The 19,414-nt window shown below is 72.0% G+C and carries 3 protein-coding genes; 1 reads left to right on the top strand and 2 read right to left on the bottom strand.

All coding sequences use genetic code 11. From position 1 onward, the window contains the following. The first annotated feature begins 64 nt into the window (after nt 1–64). The gene (locus OHB23_RS08125) at nt 65–856 is read left to right on the top strand and encodes an enoyl-CoA hydratase/isomerase family protein (protein WP_328811251.1); all 792 of its coding nucleotides are present in this window, start codon (nt 65–67) and stop codon (nt 854–856) included. 6 nt (nt 857–862) lie between these two features. On the opposite strand, the gene OHB23_RS08130 is transcribed toward OHB23_RS08125, so the two are convergent. Continuing rightward, entirely contained in the window at nt 863–1,633 is a 771-nt protein-coding gene (locus OHB23_RS08130) for a tyrosine-protein phosphatase (protein ID WP_328811252.1), read from the bottom strand. Further along, the gene (locus OHB23_RS08135) at nt 1,626–19,247 is read right to left on the bottom strand and encodes a non-ribosomal peptide synthetase (protein ID WP_328811253.1); all 17,622 of its coding nucleotides are present in this window, start codon (nt 19,245–19,247) and stop codon (nt 1,626–1,628) included. The genes OHB23_RS08130 and OHB23_RS08135 overlap by 8 nt, the downstream gene beginning before the upstream one ends. Nucleotides 19,248–19,414: the final 167 nt, after the last annotated feature.

Here is a 19,414-nt window from a genome sequence, read left to right on the forward strand (position 1 = left end):
CGGGCAGGCCGGAGGCCGGAGGCCGGAGAACGAGGATGTGTGCGCACCTGGCATGCTCCGATCCATGAGTGAGAAGCCCACCCGTCTCGAGCGCACCACCACCGACGCGGGCGCCGAGGTCGCGATCCTCACGTTCGCCCACGGCGCCCTGAACCTGTTCGACCAGGCGATGTTCGATGCCGTGACGGCCGACGTCGCCGAGCTGGTGGCCGCTCCTCCGCGTGCGCTGCTGCTGCGCGCGGAGGGCAAGGTGGTCTCGGGTGGGGTCGACGTGCACGTCTTCGAGGGGCTGTCGGAGGCCGAGGGAACGGCGTTGTGGGAGGGGCTCTTCGCGGCCATCGCCCACCCGCTCGAGGCGCTGCCCTGCCCGGTGGTGTTCGCCGCGCACGGTCTGACGTTGACGGCCGCGCTGGAGATCGCCCTGGCCTGCGACATCATCCTCGCGTCGCCGAAGGCGAAGTTCGGTCTGGTGGAGACAGTGGTGGGTCTGACTCCGTCGATGGGTGGTCCGCAGCGGATGGCGGAGCGTGCGGGCAGCGGCCGGGCACGTGAGTTCGTCATGACGGGCGATCTGTACACGGCGGAGACGCTGCGCGAATGGGGAGTCGTCAACCAGATCCACGAGGACGTGGACTCCGCCGCCAGGGCTCTCGTCGCACGGCTCGCGGACGGGCCGACGCGCGCCCATGCGGCCACGAAGGAGATCATCGGTGCGTGGCGCTCCGGCGGTGTGCGCCATGCGGATTCGGTGACGTCCGTGGTGTCGGGTGCTCTGTTCGAGACCGAGGATCTGCAGGGCGCGGTGCGCAGCTTCCTCGATGTGGGGCCTGGTAAGGCGACCTACACCGGGCGCTAATACTGATCAGCGCTGGGTGTCCACCAGCGCATTCCTCAGTCGAGTGACCGCGTCGTGGTCGAGGCCGAGCCAGTCCAGGTAGCCGTCGAACGAGCCGTGCGCCGTGGTCATCGCCTCAAGCCCGGCGCGGTAGTACTCCTCCCGCACGCCCAGCAGGTCGTCGTCGAGGTCGGCGGGGGCCACCTCGTCGTGATCGAGAATGTGGCGCCGGAGTGGAGCGACGGCGGCGTTGCTGCGCAGGTAGTCCGCGACGATGTCCTCCTCGACGACGCCGGCGGCGCGCAGCACGGTGGCGACGGTCCACCCCGCGCGGTCCTTGCCGGCGGCGCAGTGCACCAGCGACGAGGTACCGGACGACAGGGCCTCGACCACCGCCCTGATCGCCACCCGTGCACCGGGCAGCGTCGGAAAGGCGCGGTAGGCGTCGTCGAGGTAGCCCCGGGCGGTGGTGGCGGGCACGGCGCGCTCGTGCGGCGCGTCGCGTTCCGCGGCGATGTAGGGGACGCGATGCACGGTGACCGTGTCCGGGGCCCGGTCCGAGCCCCACCGCGTCACCTCGGCGTCGCCGCGCAGGTCGAACACGTCGCTGACCCCGAGTCCGGCCAGCGTGGCCCGGCCCTCGTCGGAGAGGTGCGTGAGTGCCGACGCGCGGAAGAGCAGTCCGCTGCGGGTGCGTCCGCCGTCGGACGTGCGCAGGCCGCCGGTGTCACGGAAGTTCCACGCGCCGTGCAGGTGGAACTGGCCGGGTTCGGAACCATCCGTGCTGCGTTCACTCACCTGTCGACAGTAACGACGCGGTCTCCACGCGTCCGAGCCACCGTCCCACCAGGGGACCGATGTCCCCCACGGCGTCGCTCGACAGCAGTTCGCCGTGTCGCCACGGCACGGACTCCACGTCGGCGGGTCCGGTGCAGTACTGCGACCAGAAGTCCGACATGCGGCCGAGTTCGACGGCGGTGACGTCGGAGTCGATCATCAGGACGGCGCCGCTGTAGGTCGGCGGCACGTGCTCGTCGACGAGGGCGAACAGCGTGAGCATCGCCTTGGTGATCAGTCGCGCCTGGATGTCCGAGACCGGTAGCTGGTCGCCGCCCATCGCCGACCACACCGACCACAGCGCGTCCGGCGTCATGTCCGCCAGGTCGTCGGTCAGGTGCTGGTACGCGCCGAACATGGCGTCCGCCTGCGCCTTCTTGACCGCACTGCCCGGCACGATGCTGTGCACCGGGTCGAGCAGCGACAGCGACGCGACGGTGTGGCCCTGCGATTGCATCCGGGCCGCGACGGCATGGGCCAGCACACCGCCGACCGACCATCCGACGAGGTGGTACGGGCCGACGGGATCCACGCGACGGATCTCCTCGAGGTAGCGCTCGACGACGTCGTCCATCGACCGTGGTGCGAAGTCGGGGTCCGCCACCGCCGGCGTCTGCACGCCGTACAGGGGGCGGCCGCTCTCGAGGTGGCGGCCGAGCTCGAAGTACGGCCAGGCCAGCCCCATCATCGGGTGGATGCAGAACACCGGGGCGAGCTCGTCTCCGCCGCCCAGTCGGAGAACGGGACCGACTGCGTCGGACGAGGCGATGGACTCGTCGTCGTCCTCGCGGTCGAGATGCTCGGCGACGGCGCCGACGGTGCCGTGCGAGAACAGGAGTCGGAGCACGCGGTCGACCCCGGCGGCACGACCGAGGTGTGCGGCCGCCCTGGTCGCGGTCAGCGAGGTCCCGCCGAGGGCGAAGAAGTCGTCGTCGAGTCCGACGTCGCCGACGCCCAGCACGAGGGCGAAGGCGTCGGCGACCATGTGTTCCGTCGAGGTCGTCGGCGCGCGGTACACCGTCGGTGCGAACGTCGGTGCGGGAAGGGCCGCCCGATCCACCTTGCCCGCGGTGGTACGCGGCACCGCGTCCAGAGCGATGACGCGCGACGGCACCATGTACTGCGGAACCCGTTCCGCCACCGCCTCTCTGACAGAAGAGACGTCGATCCCGTCGCCGGCGACGTACGCGACGAGATGATCCGATCCGGTTCCGGCGTCGCGGTGGAGGAGGACCACCGCCTGCGTCACCGCGGGATGGGCGAGGGCGGCGTTCTCGATCTCGCCCGGCTCGATGCGCAGTCCGCGGAGCTTGATCTGGAAGTCGCTACGTCCCAGATACGCCAGCTCACCGGCCGAGTTCCACCGCACCAGGTCGCCGGTGCGGTACAGGCGCGCGCCCGGCGGTCCGTACGGCGCGGCGACGAACCGGCTCGCCGTCAGCCCGGTCTGCCCGACGTACCCGCGCGCGAGATGTGGTCCGGACAGGTACAACTCACCGACGGCGCCGAGAGGTACCGGCCGCAGTCGGCCGTCGAGCACCACCGCGTCGACACCGCGGACCGGTGTGCCGATGCCGACGGGGCGGTCCGGCGTGATCGGTCCGTGCGCGGTGGCCCAGACGGTCGTCTCGGTGGGGCCGTAGTCGTCGTACATCTCGCGTCCGGCGGACCACGTCGCCGCGAGGTGATCCGGGAGGGCCTCGCCGCCCACGACGAGGACGCGCACGCAGTCGAGGCCGGCGGGGTCCAGGGAGTCGAGCACGCGGGGCGTGATGATCGTGTGCGTGACCCTCTCGTGGCGAATCAGCGCGCCGACCTCGTCGCCGCTGTGTACGTGCGCCGGCGCGAGAACGAGAGTGCCGCAGTGCGCCAGCGCCATCAGCAACTCGGCGATCGAGGCGTCGAAGGTCGGTGAGGCCACCGCGAGCACACGCACGTCCGGCACGTCGCCGCGCCGGGAACGTTGGTCCGCCAGCGCATCCGCCAGGCCCGCGTGGGTCACGGCGACGCCCTTGGGTCGGCCCGTGGAGCCGGAGGTGTAGATGACGTACGCGATCGAGCTCGGATGCAGCCCCGGACGACGCTCCGGCGCGAGCACCGTGTGCGCCGGGTGACGGTCGAGCGCCGACACCACGTCCGGATCGTCGAGCACGATGCGCGGAATCCACGGCGCCGCGGTCGAGGTGGTCTGCTCGGACCGGGACTCCGTGATCACGACGACGGCGCCGGAGTCCTGGAGGATGTGCGCGATCCGCTCGGCGGGTTGCGCGGGATCGACCGACAGGAACGCGGCCCCGGCCGCGGCGACGGCCCACACGGACAGGACGTGGTCGATCGAGCGCGGCATCGCCAGCGCGACCACGACGTCGGGTCCTGCGCCGCAGGCGATCAGTTCCCGCGCGAGACGATTCGCGCGCGCGGACAGGTCCGCGTAGCTCAGGTCGATGCCGTTCGCCCGCAGGGCGATCGCGCCGGGACGGGCCGCTACCGCGTCGGCCACGAGGTGGTCGAGAGTCCGGGCCGCCAGCGCGGGGACACCGCTGCGGGGACGCATCGCGGCACGCTCCGAGGGCTCCACCGTCTCGAGGTCCCCGATCCTGACCGAGGTGTCGCGTGTCATCGACCGCAGTGTCCACACCAGTCTGCGCGAGACCCGCTCGATGGTGCTCCGGTCGAACAGATCGGTCGCGTAGGACAGCTCGATCAGCAGGCGCCCCTGGTCCTCGCGCAGCGTCACGGCGAGATCGAACTGGACGGGAGCGCCGCCGAGATCGAGCACCTCGACGGCCGGTGTGGTGGCGGGGAATCGCGGCGGCGCGGTGTTCTGCAGAGTCAGCATCACCTGCACCACAGGGTGACTCGCAGTGGAACGCACCGGGTCGAGGGCCGTCACCAGGGTCTCGAACGGCAGAGCGGCATGTGCGAAGGCGTCCAGGGTGGTCTCGCGCGCCGCGGCGAGGTGGTCCGCGACGGTGCCGTCCTCGTCGATCGTGGACCGCAGGACCACCGTGTCCACGAACATGCCGACCACGTCGTCGAGTGCCGGATCGGTGCGACCCGCGACGGCCGTCCCGACGAGGAGATCGCGGGTTCCCGCCCACTGGGCGAGCACGATCGACAGCGCGGTGTGCGCGACCATGAAAAGGGTGACGTCGTGGGCCTGCGCGACGGATCGGAGCGCGCCCAGCGCGTCCGCGTCGAGAACGGTCCGCACCCGATCGCCCTGCTGTGACGGGGTTCTCGGCCGGGCGCGATCGGTCGGCAGCGCGAGATCGAGGGGTACGCCGGCCAACCGCTCCCGCCAGTGATCGAGGTGTCGCGACAACGCGGAGCCGGGATCGTTCAGCGATCCCAACGCTGCGCGTTGCGCGAGGGCATGGTCGGCGTACTGCACGGGCAGCGGTGGTAGGTCGAGTGGCCGTCCCTCCGCGCGAGCGGCGTACGCCGTGACGACGTCGCGCGTGAGCGGCGCCATCGACCACCCGTCCGCGGCGATGTGGTGCACGAGGATCACCAGCACGTGATCGGTCGGCGACACGACGAGAAGAGTGGCGCGCAGCGGAGTCTCGGTGGTGACGTCGATGCGCGCCGCCGCGGCCGTGCGTACCGCCGCGGGCACGTCTGCGGCAGTGGTGCGCACGAGGTCGAGGGGAACGTCGACCGTGGGCGACACCACCTGGTGCGGCACGCCGTCGAGGGCGGGATGGACGGTGCGCAGGATCTCGTGCCGGAGGGTCACGTCGTCGAGGGCGGACCGGAGCGCGTCGACGTCCAGCGGACCGGTCAGCCTCAGCGCGAGCGGGATCAACTGTCCACCGCGGTCGGCGTCGACGCGGCCGAGGAACCACATCCGGTGCTGAGCGAAGGAGAGCGGCACCCTGTCCGGGCGCGGCGCCGCCGTCAGGGGAGTGCGCGCCGCGGTCGGCGCCGCGACCAGCACTGCGGCGAGCGCACCCACGGTGGGGTGGTCGAACACCGCGCGCACCGACACCTCGCGCTCCGTCGCCGCCGACACCCGCGCGGCCACCCGGGTCGCGGACAGCGAATGGCCACCGAGAGCGAAGAAGTCGTCGTCCGGCCCCGGCAGCTCCGGCAACTCGAGCACAGTGGCGAAGGCCTCGGCGACGGCGCGCTCGGCCGGGCCGACCGCCTCGCGACGCGGAACCGTCGCCACGGTCCCGGGAAGGCCGGAGGTCGGTCGGCGAGGGGCCGACGGGAGTGCGCGACGGTCGAGCTTGCCCGACGCCGTCAACGGGATCGCGTCCACGGTGACGATGTGCGCGGGCACCATGTACCGCGGCAGGCGGCGCGCGGCGTCGTGTCGGAGGTCGGCGGGGTCGACGGCACTCGTGCCGGACGGCACCACGTACGCGACGAGGTGGTCGTCCTGCACCAGCACCGCGGCACGGTCGACCGACGGGTGCGAGGCGAGTGCCGCCTCGATCTCGCCGGGCTCGATGCGCAACCCGCGCAGCTTGACCTGGACGTCGGTGCGGCCCAGATACTCCAGATCTCCGCCGCTGGTCCAGCGCACGCGGTCGCCGGTGCGGTAGAGCCGCGCGCCCTGAGCCGCGGCGACGAACCGCTCGGCCGTCGCGGTGGGGCGGCCGACGTACCCGCGCGCGAGGTGGGTGCCGTCGAGGTAGAGCTCGCCGACCACCCCGATCGGCACCGGACGCAGGAACGTGTCGAGCACCCGCGCGCCGACCCCGCGGACGGGCCGCCCGATGGTCACGGCGTCGTCCGCCCGGAGCGGGCCGCTGCTCGTGGCCCAGACGGTGGTCTCGGTGGGACCGTAGTCGTTGAACAGGCGTCGACCGGGGGCCCACCGGGTGGCCAGTGCCGGTGGGCAGGCCTCACCGGCGGTGACCAGGACGTGGAGTGACGGAACGTCTTCGGGGATCAGCGAGTCGAGCACTCGCGGCGTGAGGAGAGCGTGGGTCACCGCCGACTCAGCCACGAGGCGACCCAGTGCCGGTCCGCCGAACACGTCTGGTGGAGCGACCACCAGGGGAGCGGACAGGGCCACGGCGATGAGCAGCTCGGCGATGGACGCGTCGAACGTGGGGGACGCGACCGCGAGCACACGTGCCTCCGCAGCCTCGCGCAGTCGCTGGTCCGGCCGCGCAGCGCCGCGCAGTCGCTGGTCCCACAACGCGTCCACGAGGCCGCGGTGTGTGACGCCCACGCCCTTGGGGGTTCCGGTGGAGCCGGAGGTGTGGATGACGTACGCGAGGGTGTCGGGACGGATGGCACCGAGCCGGTCGGCGGGCGTCACGTCGGCCTCGGACTCCGCGCCCGTGTCGAGGACCGTCGGTGACACCGTGGCGAGACGTACCAGTGCGGCGGGAACCGTCACGGCGGTGACGGCGACGTTGGCGCCCGTCTCGGTGAGCATGTGCCGCAGTCGGTCCGGTGGCCCGTTGGGGTCGATCGGCAGGAACGCCGCGCCGGTCTTCGCTACCGCCCACACCGCGGTGATCTGGTCCACCGAGCGCGGCAGCGCGACGGCGACGACGGTGTCGGGCGCGGCGCCGAGGGCGATCAGTGCCCGCGCCCAGCGGTTGGAGCGGCGGTCCAGCTCGGTGTAGGTGAGCGTGCGCTCCCCGATCAGGGCGGGCCCGTCCGGGTTGCCGGCCACCGCGTCGGCCAGCAGACGAGGCAGCACGCGCGGTGGCAGTCCGGCGCTGCCGTGCTGGGAGAGCAACAGTGCCCGCTCCGACGGGTGCAGGATCTCGAGGGCGCCGATCCGGTCGAAGGGCCTGCGCGCCACCGCGTCGAGGACGCGGAGCAGGACGTCGACGATTCCGGCCGCGGTCCGCCGGTCGAAGAGGTCGACGGCGTAGGTCAGTGCGCCGCTCAGTCCGTCCCCGGTCTCCGTGAGATCCAGGGTCAGGTCCACCGGCGCGGCCACGGGAACCGAGTCCAGGACGTCGATCTCCAGTCCGGCGGCCACGAGAGTGGGCGGAGTCTGGTTCTGGAACGCGAACATGACCTGCACGACGGGGTGGTGCGCGGTGGAGCGCACCGGATCGAGAGCGTCGACGATCAGCTCGAACGGCACGTCGGCGTGGTCGAGGGCCTCCACGGTGTCCTTGCGCACCTGATCGACCAGAGCCGCGACGGTATCGGTACCGGTGACGAACGCGCGGTGCACGACCGTGTCGACGAACATGCCGACCAGCTCGTCGAGATCCTCGTGACCGCGGCCTGCCACCGGTGTTCCGACGGCGATGTCCTCGCTTCCCGTCACGCGGGCGAGAGTGACGGCCCAGGCCGCCTGCAGGACCATGACGAGCGTCGCATGGTGGGCGGTGGCGAGCGCACGCAGCGCCGCGGTCGTGGCGTCCGGCACCGTCACGCGTACACGCGCCCCGCGGTGCGAGGCCACCGGCGGCCGCGGTCGATCGGTCGGCAACGGCAGCACGTCCGGGAGACCGGCCAGGCGGTCCGTCCAGAACGCGACTCGACCACGGATGTCGTCCGCGTGATCCTGTTGCCACACGGCGTGATCCGCGTACTGCATGGGCAGGGGGTCGACAGTCCACTCTCGACCGGACCGGCGGGCCGCGTAGGACGCCGTGAGATCGCGGGTGAGCGGCGCCAGGGACCAGCCGTCCGCGGCGATGTGGTGCAGCACGAGAAGCAGGACGTGATGCTTCTCGGTCACCGCCACGACGGAGGCGCGCAGCGGGAGATCCGCTGCCAGGTCGAACGGTGCCGACGCCATCCGGTCGAGGACGGCCTCCGGTGTCTCCGACTCCCGGTCGATCGCGATCCGCGCGTGATCGAGAACGTGTTGCTGCGGAACACCGTTCACGGCGGGGTAGACGGTGCGCAGTATCTCGTGGCGGTCGACCACGTCGGCGAGTGCGCCCTGTAGCGCGCCGTGGTCGAGGACACCGCGCAGCCCGAGTGCGAGCGGGATGACGTAGCCGCTGTCGCTGGAGACAGTGTTCAGGAACCACATGCGCTGTTGGGCGAACGACAGAGGCACCACGTCGGGGCGCGGCCGTGTCCGCCGCGGTGCGAGAGCGCTCCGGGGCACGGCGTCGATCTGCGCGGCGAGTGCGTGCACGGTCGGTGCCTCGAACACGGTACGGACCGGAACCTGCAGTCGAGCAGCGACTCTGGTGGCACTGAGGGAGTGGCCACCGAGCGCGAAGAAGTCGTCGTCGAGTCCGACGGGGTCCGCGAGTTCCAGGACCGTCGCGAAGACGGCCGCGACGGCGACCTGCCCGGCGGTGGACGGAGCGCGGAACTCGGCCGTGTCGAGGGGCGGGCGGGGCAGCCGCGCGCGGTCGAGTTTGCCCGACGTCGTCATCGGCAGTGCGTCCATCACGACCACCGCGGCGGGAACCAGGTACCGCGGCAGTGCCGCCGCGGCTGCGGCCGACACCTCTGCCGCGTCGATGCTGTGCCCGTCGGCAGCGACCACGTAGCCGACGAGACGCTCGTCGATCACCCCGGCCGCGGCGGCGCCGACGCCCGCGGCGCCGGCGAGCGCGGTCTCGACGTCCCCGAGCTCGATCCGCAGGCCGCGCACCGTGATCTGGTGATCGGACCGTCCGAGGTACAGCAGGTCGCCGACGGCGTTGCGGCGCATCAGGTCTCCGGTACGGTACGTCCGCTGTCCGTCGGGAGCCGCGACGAAGCGGGACGCGGTGAGTCCCGGCCTACCGAGGTACCCGCGTGCGAGATGGTCGCCTGCGACGTACAGCTCACCGACCACGCCGTCCGGAACCGCGTGCAGGCGGACGTCGCGAAGCGAGACCTCGACGCCGAGAGTCGGGGACCCGACGGTCACGGGATGCCCGGCGGCCAGGAGTGCCGTCGTCGACCAGATGGTCGCCTCGGTGGGTCCGTAGACGTTGGTCATCGTCCGGCCGGGTGCCCACGTGTCGACGAGACTCGGCGGGCATGCCTCGCCGGCGCTCATGACGACGCGGAGGTCACCGCCGGGATCGGGTGTCGCGTCCAGCGCGCGGGGTGTCATCAGGGTGTGGGTGACACGGTGCCGCCGCATCAGGTCGCGGAGTTCGACACCGGCGTAGACCTCGGGAGGGGCGACGACGAGTGCGGCGTCCAGCGCGAGTGCGATGACCAATTCGCCGACGGACGCGTCGAACGTCGTCGACGACACAGCGAGCACCCGGGCATCGGATGCCGGTGCGTGCCGGGCCCGTTGGTCCTGGACGGCGTTGTGGAGTCCGCGGTGCGTGACGGCGACGCCCTTGGGCCGTCCGGTGGATCCCGAGGTGTAGAGGACGTAGGCGAGGTGGTCGGGTCGCAGAGCCGAGCGACGGTCGCGATCGGTGATCGGTGCGTCCGACAGCGCCGCGACCGCGGCGAGCGTGGCGGGATCGTCGACCGTGATCCGGACGACGTCGGTCGGGAACGGCGCCGCCGTGTCGGTGAGCACCAGCGTGGGCGCCGCCTCGGTCAGGATGTCCGCGAGCCGAGCCCGCGGCTGCTCGGGATCGAGCGGGACGAACGCGGCTCCCGCGCGGCTGATCGCCGCGACGAGAACGAGGTACCGCGCCGACCTGGCGACGGCGACCGCGACGACGGTCTCGGGACCGGCACCGAGCGCGATCAGACGGCGCGCCCACCGGTTCGACGCTCGTGCCCACTCGTCCCGCGTGAGAACGGTGTCGCCCTCGATCACCGCGACCGCGGAGCCGTCCGCGTGGGCGTCGAGCAGGGCGGGGAGCGTCGTCGGGGTCGTGCGGGCGTCGGGATGCGTCCACGTGTCGGGCTCGTCCGCTCCGCGGATCGCGATGTCGCCCACTGCGATCTCGGAACCCCGGGCCGCCGCGCGCAGCACGTGCTCGAGGACGGACGAGAGGCATTCTGCGGTCGTGTGATCGAACAGGTCGCACGCGTAGGTGAGGACGACCGCGAGGCCGGCGCCGGCGGGGCGGACGTCGACGGTGAGGTCGAAGGTCGCGGGTGCAGGCCCGACGTCGAGCACCTCGATGTCGGGACTGCCCGGGAGCGGATCCACGTCCTGGAAGGCCAGCACGACCTGGAAGACCGGGTGATGCGCCGACGTGCGAGCCGCACCGAGGGTGTCGACCACGTGATCGAACGGGACGTGCGCGTGCGCGAAGGCGTCCACCGTCTCGTCTCGGGTGCGGGAGAGCAACTCGGCGAACGACTCCGACGGATCCACGCGGGTGCGCAGCACGACGGTGTCGACGAACAGGCCGACGAGGTCGTCGAGCGCAGGATCCGGTCGACCCGAGACTGGTGACCCCACGGCGATGTCCGTCGACCCGGTCCAGCGCGCGAGGGCGACGGCGAGGGCGGTGTGCACGACCATGAACACCGTGGCCCGGTGAGCGACGGCGAGCTCGCTCAGTGCGGCCACGGTCGCGTCGTCGAGATCGAGGCGCACCGCGGCGCTCGCCCGGCCGGGCCGCTCCGGGCGCGGTCGGTCGAGCGGCATGTCGAGGACGTCGGGCAGTCCGGAGAGACGGCGCTCCCACCATGCCGCCGCGTCGGAGTCGACGCCCTGTTCCGTCTGCCGCACAGCGACGTCGGCGTACTGCACCGACAGCGGCGACTGTGCCGGTACCCGTCCCGAGCGATGGGACTGGTACGCCGACAGCAGGTCTCGCGTGAGAGGGGCGAGAGACAGACCGTCCGCCGCGATGTGGTGCACGGTCAGCAGCAGGACTTGCTCGTCGTCGGCGAGGCGCAGCACCTCGGCCCGCAGGGGTGGTTCGGTGGCCAGGTCGAACCGCGTGGTCCGGGCATCCGACAGTCGTTCCGCCAGTGCGTCGGGTGTGACGGCGGTGACCGTGAGGGTGGTCGGCGCCGGGGGCGGCAGCACGACCTGGTGCACGACACCGTCCGCATCGGCGTAGACGGTACGGAGGATCTCGTGGCGAGTCATGACGTGACCGATCGCGGACGACAGCGCGCCGAGATCCAGGTCGCCGCGGACGCGCAACGCCAGCGGCATGACGTAGGACCCCGGTTCGTACCGGTCGAGGAACCACATCCGGTGTTGGGCGTGCGTGAGCGGGATGCGGTCGGGACGCGCAGCGTGGAACCCGGGGTCGGTGTACGCGTCTCCCGCATCGACGGCGGCAGCCAGCCCCGCGATGGTCGGGACGTCGAAGAGCGTGCGGAGCGTCAGGTCGCGTCCGGTCGCCGACCGGATGCGCGCGACGACCCGCGCCGCGCTGAGGGAGGTGGCGCCGAGCGCGAAGACGTCGTCGTCGGCACCCACCGGAGCGGACGTCTGCAGGACTGCCTCCACGATGTCCGCGACGACACGCTGGGTCGGTGTGAAGGGAGTGCGGTGGACCTGGCCGCGGCGCGCGGGTGCGGGCAGCGCGCGCTTGTCGACCTTGCCCGACGCGGTGAGGGGAATGGTCTCGATCTCCACGATGTCGTCGGGAACCAGATGGCGCGGAAGCGACGAGCGCAGCGACTGCAGCAGCGCCTCCGTGACGGCTGAACGGCCCCGTGTCGGAACGACGTACGCGACCAGTCGGTCTCCGACGACCGTTGCCACCGCGCGGTCGATCAGGCCCGACCGCGTCAGCACGGCCTCGATCTCCGCCGGCTCGACGCGCACGCCGCGCACGGACAGCTGGTCGTCACTCCGGCCGAGGAAGTGCAGGTCGCCGGCGGCGGACCAGCGGACACGATCGCCGGTCCGGTAGAGACGAGATCCGTCCGGTCCGGCGACGAACCGCTCCGCGGTCAGCGCGGTGCGATGCGCGTAGCCGCGGGCGAGTTGCGCACCACCGAGATACAGCTCGCCGGGGACGTCGACGGGAACGGGGCGCAGGGCGTCGTCCAGCACGAGGGCCGTCGTGTTCCACACCGGCCGCCCGAGGGGGACGTCCGTCGTGTCGGCGTCGGTCACGACGTGGGCGGTGACGTCCACCGCCGCTTCGGTCGGCCCGTACAGGTTCACCACTCGTACGGGGAGCACGGCGCGGACGGCGGCGGCGACCCCCGCGGGCAGTGCCTCGCCCGACGACAGGATCGTGCGCAGCGACGTGCAGGCGGCGAGGCCCGGTGCGTCCGCCATGAGCGCCAGCGTCGACGGGACGGCGTGCACCACGCTGACGCGGTGCCGTGCGATCAGTTCCACCATCAGGTCGGCGTCGCGGTGGTCGTCCGGATCCGCGACGACGACGCGGGCACCGATCTGCCACGGCAGGAACAGCTCCCACACCGAGACGTCGAAGGTGGCGGGTGTCTTGTGGAGCACGACGTCGTCCGCGGTGACACCGACGAACTCGGCGCGCCAGCGCAGTTGGTTCACGATCGCGGCGTGCGACACCCCGACACCCTTGGGCTGCCCGGTGGAGCCGGACGTGAAGAGCACGTAGGCGAGGTGGTCCGGGCGCAGGGGTGTGAGGCGATCGTCGTCGGTGAGGGGTGTGTCGGAGAAGGACCCGAGGGGCGCATCGCTGATCGTGATCCACTCGACGTCCTCGGGAAGCGTTGCCGCACTCCGGATACCGAGCCGCGCACCCGACATGGTCACTGCGTGTCGGAGCCTCTCCGCGGGATGGCCGGGATCGAGCGGGACGTAGTGTGCGCCGGTGGCCACGACGGCGTGCACGGCGACGAGCAGATCGATCGACCGCTCGAGCGCCACCGCGACGGCCGTCTCCGGTCCGGCGCCGCGGCTGATGAGGTACCGGGCGAGGCGGTGCACGCGAGCGGAGAACTCGGCTCGGGTGACGTGTCGATCGCCGTGAGTGAAGGCCACACGGGACGGATCCAGAGCCGGCACGGCGTCCAGGAGTGTGGTGGGGACGAGGGGGTGCCGGGTGGAGTTCCACGTCTCGGTGACGAGGGTGCGCTCCGTGACCCCGAGCAGGTCGATCTCGGCGAGCACACGCGAGGGGTCGAGTGCCTCGAGCACCCGCAGGAGTCGGTCCAGCAGTCGGTCCACGGCGTCGGTGTCGAGGACGTCGCGGCGGTGCGTCGCGCGCACGACGAGGCTCTCTCCCGGTTCGACCGCCAGGGACAGCGGGTAGTGCGTCGCGTCCCGTGCCTCGACGCCGAGAACGGAGAGGTCACCCGCCGCCGCGGTCAGAGCGGTGCGATCCAGTGGATACGACTCGAAGGCGAGCGACGTGTCGAATCCGGCGCCCGGCCCGACCTCCGCCTCGATGGCGGACGGAGCGAGGTGATGATGATCGAGCAGCGCGGCCTGCTCACGCTGCAGTCGCTGAGCCGACTCCCGCACCGTCGCTGTGCGATCGAGCCGCACGCGAACCGGAACGGTGGAGATGAGGAGCCCCACCATGGATGCGGAACCGTCCAGCTCGGCCGGTCGGCCCGAGACGGTGGCTCCGAAGACGACGTCGGTACGGCCCACCGCGGAGCCCAGTACGAGTGCCCACGCGAGTTGCACGAGGGTGTTGACCGTGACCCCCGCGGCGCCGGCGCGCGCCACGAGTTCGGCGGTGCGCTCGGTGCTCAGCGTCGCGATGCGCTGTCCCGGTGCCTCGTCGGTTCCGGAACCGTGCGCGGGAGCGAGCAGCGTCGCCCCGGTCGATCCGGCCAGGGCCTCCGACCATGCCGCGAGCGAGGCCGTGGTGTCGCGTTCCCTCACCCACTGCAGGAAGCCGCGGAGTGGAGGCGGCGCGGGCCGGGGTTCCTCGCCGGCGTAGTCGGCCAGGAGGTCGGCGAGGACGATCGGCAGGGACCAGCCGTCGAGGAGCAGATGGTGATGGGTGAGCACCAGGGTGTGCCGCTCGTCCCCGGTGTGCAGCAGAGCGACGCGCAGCAGCGGTGCGGTGGCCACGTCGACGGCGACGCCGCGATCGTGCGCGAGGAAGGCGTCGAGCACGGCGGCCGGGTCCGGATCGGCCCGGACGTCCACTTCCGTCCACGGCACCGTGACGGATGCCGCGATCACCTGGACGTCCGTCCCGTCGGCGGTGGTGTCGAAGGCGACCCGCAGCGCGTCGTGACGGTCCAGCAGCGAGTGCGCGGCCCGCTGCAGACGGCCGCCATCAAGCGCTCCACCGAGGTGCACGATCGTCTGCACCACATAGGGATCGACGCTCCCGGCGGCGAGGCGGGCATGCATCAGCAGGCCCGCCTGCAGTGGCGCGGTGGGCAGGACGTCGATCAGCGTGGGATGACGCCCGGTCCACCCGTCGACATCGGATGGTGTCGGATCGACCAGCGGGAAGTCCGACGGTGACCGCCCGCCGGCGCCGGGGGTGTCGACGTGCCGCGCGACGGCCGTCGCCGCCTCGACCCACAGCGAGACGAAGGCCTCGACGTCCGCGTCCGCCAGGACGGCGTCGAGCGTGCTCAGTCGTGCGATCAGGGTGTCCCCGAGGACGACGGTGTCGATCTCGAGCACGGCGGCCGCACCCAGGTCGTGGGGCCGTGGTCCCGACAGCGGGGAGATGCCGGGAACCGGGAGCCAGTCACCGGTGTCCGTCGTCGTCATCCTGCCGAGGTGCGCGAACGAGATCTGCGGTGTCCAGCGCAGGGCGTCGCGCGCGTCGTCGTCGGCCCCGTGCCGCAGCAGCCCGTAGCTCGCGCCGTGGTCGGGAATTCGTGCGAGGTGGTCCTTGACCCGCCGGATCGTCTCGCCCGCAGCAGGTCCGCCGCGCAGCGCCTCGGCGAGGTCGAGACCCGTGAGGTCCAGTCGTACGGGGAACACCGTGGTGAACCAGCCGACGGTGCGCGCGGTGTCGGCGCCGGGAACCAGGTCGTCCTCCCGTCCGTGTCCCTCGAGTTGGACGAGCCTGGTCGGTGCGTCGTCCTGTCGCCAGGCGGCCAGCGCGAGGGCGAGCGCGGCGAGGAGCGCGTCGGTCGGCCCGGCGTGGAACAGGGTGGGCGCGCGGACCAGTAGTGCGTCGGCGATCTCTGCTGGAAAGGCGACGTCCCGGGCCGTCGTGTCCCGTACCCGATCCACGACGGAGTCGAGAAGTCGTTGTCCAAGAACGGGATCCGGGCCGTCCAGAACGCCGGTCCAGTACGGGATGTGCGCGCTCGCGTCGCGCGCTGCGAGACCGGACGACCAGCGCCGCATCGACGTGCGGACGGGGGCGAGAGTCGGTGCGGCCCCGTCGCGCACCGCTGCCCACGCCGCGACGAGATCGGCGACGAGGACGCCCCACGACACCACGTCCACCACCAGGTGGTGCGCCGCGATCACGAGGCGTCCCGCCGTGTGCTCGCCGAGGTCGTTCCAGCCGAGCCCGAGCATCACGCCGTTCTCGGGGGCGAGTGTCGCGACGATGTTCTCCACCGCGAGATCGGCACCGCGGCGCAGCAGTCCGTCGACCCGGACGGCATCCCGCGGGCGCACCTCGAGGTGTACGCCGTCCGCGTCGCGGACCAGCACGGAGCGCAGCATGTCGTGGTGCGCGACCACGGCCTCGATCGTGGACACCAGGGATGCGCGGTCGATGCCGACCGGGAGCGAGAGCGTGAGGGTCTGAGCGAACCGATCCGGTGTTCCGCCGCGCTCCAGCAGGTGGCGCACGATGGGTGTCGGGTCGACGCGGCCGATGCCGCTGCCGGGTGGCTCGTCGACGGTGCCGACCGTGTCCGCCACGCGCGCGAGCCCGGCGGCACTGCGTTGTTCCACGACGTCACGAGCGCTGATCCGCACGCCCGACGCCGCCGCGACGGTGACCAGTCGGATCGAGAGGATGCTGTCACCGCCGAGCGCGAAGAAGTCGTCGTCGACCCCGACATCGTTGCGGGACAATACGTGTGACACCGCGTCGAGCAGCCGACGCTCGATGTCGGAGGCGGGTTCACGGCGGGTCGTGGTCCGGCGCTCCGGCTCGGGGAGTGCGCGGACGTCCACCTTGCCGGAGGCGGTCAGCGGGAGCGCGTCCAGCGGCACCACGTGCACCGGGACGAGGTGGCTCGGCAGCGTCCGGACGACGGCGGCGAGAACGTCCGCGGGGTCGGCGTCACCGGTCACGTACGAGACCAGCTGCTCGCTGTCGCCGTCACGGCGGACCACTGTGACGGCCTGCGTCACACCGGGAACCGCGACGAGGGCCGTGTCGATCTCGCCGGGTTCGACACGGCGCCCTCGTACCTTGACCTGACTGTCGGTGCGCCCCAGATACTCCAGGTCACCGGACGACGTCCACCGTGCGCGGTCACCCGTGCGGTACAGCCGCGTTCCGTCGACCCCGGCCACGAAGCGCGCCGCGGTCTCCGCCGACCGTCCGACGTACCCGCGGGCCAGGCCGGCTCCGGCGAGGTGCAGCTCACCCGGAACTCCGACCGGGACGGGGCGCAGGCGGGAGTCGAGCACCACGGCGCGCACTCCGGGCAGGGGACGCCCGATGGTGACGGTTCCGGACTCCGCCAGCGGCGCAGTCCCGGTGGCCCACACCGTGGTCTCGGTGGGTCCGTAGTCGTTGTGCAGCAGGAGGCCCGGTGACGTCGACCACCGGGACGCCAGCGCGGGCGAGCACACGTCGCCGACACTGAGGACCTGTCGCAGCGACGGAGCTCCGGTCGGGGACAGTGTCTCGAGCACCCGCGGAGTCAGGATCGCGTGGGTGATCGATTCTCGTCGCAGCAGATCCTGCAGAGGTGCACCGGAGTACGCGTCGGAATCGGCGACGACGAGGCAGCCGGACAGTGCGAGGGCGAGAAGGTGTTCCGAGATCGACGCGTCGAAGGTCGGAGCCGCGACGGCGAGGACGCGACTGCCCCCCATCTCCGGAACCCGTGTCTCCGCACCGCGTGCGCGGTGGCCGGCCACGACACCGTGCAGTCCGGCGTGGGTGATGGCGACGCCCTTCGGACGGCCGGTGGAGCCGGAGGTGTACATGACGTAGGCGAGCTCGGTGATCGCGGGGTGCTCCCTCGTCAGCGGCTCCGGTGCGACGTCCGTGACGGCCACCCGGGTCGTTCCGCTCGGCAGATCGACGGGATGTCGATCCGTCGTGACGACGAGGGTCACCCCGGATTCGGCCAGCACGGCGGCGAGCCGCTCGACGGGGTCCGCGGGGTCGACCGGGAGGAACGCGGCACCGGTACGCACGACGGCCCAGAGCGCGATCACCTGGTCGACGGACCGCGGAAGTGCCAGCGCCACCACGGTTCCCGGAGTCGCCCCCGCATCGCGGAGAGTGCGGGCGAGGCGCCCGGAGGCGTCGTCGAGTTCGCCGTACGTGAGCGTGGCCGTTCCGCCGCGCACGGCCGGCGCGGCCGGATTGCTGCGCGCGACCGCCGCCATGAGGTCGCCCAGCGTCGTCGCCGTCGGTGCCGGCCCGCCCGACCGGTCGAGCAGATCGGCCGCCTCGCCGTCGTCCAGGAACGCGAGATCGCCCACGGTGGTGTGGTCGTCCGCCGCGACGATGCCGCCGAGGAGTCGCGTCAGCCGCACGCCGTGCCGGTCGATGTCGAAGGCGTCGTAGCGCTCCGGGTTCCACTGGATGTCCAGCGTCAGTGTGTCGCCGGTGTAGATGTTGATCGCGGTGTCGTGGACGGGCCCCGACGACAGGATCCCGACGGGAGCCGAGATGTCGTCGAACTGCAACGGGGCGACGAACGGCATGATGTTCACGACGGGGCCGAAGGAGACGCCGAACGGCCGCACCTCCGGTGCCAGAAGCTGATCCCAGTCCCGGAAGCGTTGGTGCCGAAGCGCCCCGGTGATCTCCCGCCGTACCTGTACGAGCAGTTCTCGCACCGTCGTGGTCGCGTCGACCGTCAGCCGCAGCGGCACCAGATTGGCCATCATCCCGGCCGTCGCCCGCAGAGCGGCGGTGGTGCGTCCGGTGACGGGGAATCCGAGGAGCACGTCGTCGGTGTCGAGCACCCGCGACTGATGCACGGCGAGAGCGGCGACGACGGCGAGCGGGTCGGCTGCGGTTCCCCTCGGCTGGGTCCACGACAGGCGCGTCGCGACGGGTTGCCGGGGTGCGCTCGGGGGTGCCGCCGACAGGGCCGTGGGGCCGCCGACGTCGGCGACGTGCTCGCGCCAGTGGGCGAGGTCGGCGTCGTGGCGACGTGACGCGGCGTAGGCGACCTCCGCATCGTGGATGCGGGCGGCGGTGTCGGGCGTCGGCGCCGGTCCCGGAGCCGACGTCCCCGAGTAGTGGCCGGCGATCCGTCCGAGGAGGGTGAAGGCGCCCTGGCCGTCGAGCACCACGTGGTGGGCTCGCAGATACAGGAACGTGCGGTGATCGTCGAGTCGGAGGAACACGCATCGAACCAGCACGGTTCCGTGGAGATCGACGGGCTCGCGGAACTCGGCGCGCATCCACGCGTGAGCGGACGCCTCGGGGTCGGCGTCGCCGCGCAGGTCGAGCACGTCGAGGTTCATGACGGCGTCCTCGACGTGGATCAGACACGGCTCGTCGTCCTCTCCCTGCGCGAGGCGGGTCTGCCGCAGGCCGGACTCGGTGCCCGCGGCGTACATCGCCCGTTCCAACCGAGCGAGGTCGACACCCGAGCCGACCGGAGCGGAGATGTCGACGTACAGGGCGACGGTGAGAGCCGCGTCGGGATCGAGGCGCTGGGCCAGCCAGAACGGCCGTTGCGCACCCGTCAGGGGAACCCGGGCGGGGCCGCCGTCCGGTTCGGGGGACACGACCGCCCCCTCGTTCCGGTCGTCTCCCACAGGACGAAACCTATCCGCGGGAATTGCCCGTTCGGTCGGGCTCGCCGTCTTCTGGAGGACTCACAGGAGGCGGCGACGACTGCTGGTCCGGGCCACGCCCCACGGCTCGGGAAGAGAGACACATTAATAGTTGTTTA

Source organism: Rhodococcus sp. NBC_00294 (assembly GCF_036163995.1).
Classification (GTDB): domain Bacteria; phylum Actinomycetota; class Actinomycetes; order Mycobacteriales; family Mycobacteriaceae; genus Rhodococcoides.

Excerpts from the sequence above, each read along its gene's own strand:
- OHB23_RS08125 (WP_328811251.1), top strand. The coding sequence starts at position 65 with ATGAGTGAGAAGCCCACCCGTCTCGAGCGCACCACCACCGACGCGGGC.